Consider the following 1,977-nt stretch of genomic DNA (forward strand, 5'->3'; position numbering starts at 1 on the left):
TGGGATCCTGGGTGATCCCGGCGGGCCCGTCCATCTCGTTGGGCACGTCCAGGCCGTGCCAGTGCACGGTCGTGGACTCGTCGAGCTCGTTGGTCACGTCGATGCGGATCCGGTCGCCCTGGGTGACCTGCAGCCGAGGCCCCGGGATCTGCCCGTTGTACGCGTACGCGTCGACGGTGACGCCGGGGAGGATCTCCCAGCGGATCTGCGACACGGTCAGCTCGAACACCCTCACCCCGTCCTCGACGCGGGCAGGTTCCAGCACCTCATCACCGCGGGTGTCCACGTCGTACGCGGCGGTCGCGGCCCGCGGGTCGACGGCGGCCATGTCCCGCATCGCCTCGGCGGGGGTGTCACGGGTCATGATCATCCCGGGCGGCATGATCAGCCCACCGACGTCGTGCGCGCTGAGAGTCATGTTGACGGCGTTCGCGGGGGCGACCATCCCGACCACGAGCGCGATCGCGGAGAACGCGCCGACCACGGTCAGCTGCGGCACGGTCACCGCTCCGGCGCCAGAAGGCTGGTGCGCCTCATGCCCCGACCCCGGCGACGACGCAGCGCCCGCCGCCTGGTCGTGGCCGGCGTGCGCCTCCGGCGGCTGCGGGTTGTGCTGCGCGTGCGCGTCATGCTCCTGGGGGTGGGTGGCGGGCTGGGGGCGGACGGTCATCAGACCGTGCTTGAGGCCCTTCTTCACCATCCACACGTTCACGGGGTAGGCGAGCACGAACCCGACCGCGATCCCGAAACTCATCACCGCCCAGAACAGCAACTCGGTGGGCAGCATGGCCCGCATGTCGCGGCCCATCATCAGCAGCGACATCACCGGCGCCATGCCCGCCATCATCAGGTTCATGCTGATGAACTCGGGCAGGAACGAGCGGCGCACGTTCTGCCAGTAGCTGCCGCCCATCATGTTTTTCATGAACAGGGCCTGGAACACGAACAACCCGAACGCGAACCCGGCGGCGTACTCGATGATCAGATCCAGCCACATCGGCAGGCCCAGCGACGCGACGACGACGGCGGCGACGATGATGCCGGTGGCATCGCCCGCGACGCAGTGGATGGTCGAGCCGATGCCCTGCTTCCACAGCGGCCGGGTGAACTCCTCATGCTCTCCCGGCCGTGGCTCCTTGTCCGCGAGCACATACAGCAGCGCCCCGATCGGCCCCAGGTAAAGGGTGACCAGGATGAAGCCCCACTTCATCACCGCCGGCTCCGGGTTGTGACGGAACTGGTCCACCCCGACCCAGATCGTGCTGATCGCGACCAGCACGAACCAGGCGACCAGGAAATAGTCGATCGGTTGAATCAACCTCGCCCGCCTCTCCCTCGCACACGACTCCCCCACACCTTATACCCCCTATAGGTATTCTTTCAATCGGCGCCGCCTCGGGTGCCGACGGGTGCACGTGCCCGGTGGGGCGAACCTGACGCAGCCGAGACGATCGCGGCGGAGTTCAGCGACCCGTGCCGTCCTCAACGGCGCCGCCGAAGAAGTCCGCACCGGCAGACTCGACCCCGACGGCATCACGGCGATCCTGCTGCCCGCCTTCACCGACACCACCGCACCCCGAGGGCACTGATCCTTCCGCTCAGGAGACGGACGTCGTTCGGCGATAATCGAGAACGACGTGCCGGTGGACGCGATGTGGCTGCTCTGTCGGCGAAGGCGTGGAGGGCCTGCGGCCGGGCGGGATCCGGGAGACGCAAAGGTCGGATTGGTACAGTGAGGGACTATGCCCCGCGACCCCCGATCCCGGCCCGACCGGGTCATCGCGGCGGGGTGGTGGTCGGGGCGGCTGCTGACCATCCTGGGCCTGGCACTTGTGCTCATCATCGGCGGCTGGACCACCTCCCACACCACGGCTGACGCGCACGCCGACACCAGTGCGGGCTCCCCCGTCGCGACCGGCTCTACCCCAGACTCGGGGGCACCGGTGGAGGGCCGGACGGCGTCGTCCTCTGCGGGGG

General features: G+C 68.7%; 1 protein-coding gene and 1 pseudogene. One reads left to right on the forward strand and one right to left on the reverse strand.

The genetic code is table 11. From position 1 onward, the window contains the following. Nucleotides 1–1,318 (reverse strand): DUF4396 domain-containing protein (locus ASG00_RS05210; RefSeq protein ID WP_200930861.1); only part of this gene is annotated, 1,318 nt, incomplete at its 3' end. Between the two features lie 424 nt (nt 1,319–1,742). On the opposite strand from ASG00_RS05210, the pseudogene ASG00_RS17075 reads away from it, so the two are divergent. Beyond that, nucleotides 1,743–1,977 (forward strand): annotated as a pseudogene (locus tag ASG00_RS17075) (hypothetical protein); the annotation flags it as partial.

The organism is Microbacterium sp. Leaf351 (assembly GCF_001423825.1).
Classification (GTDB): Bacteria; Actinomycetota; Actinomycetes; order Actinomycetales; family Microbacteriaceae; genus Microbacterium; species Microbacterium ginsengisoli.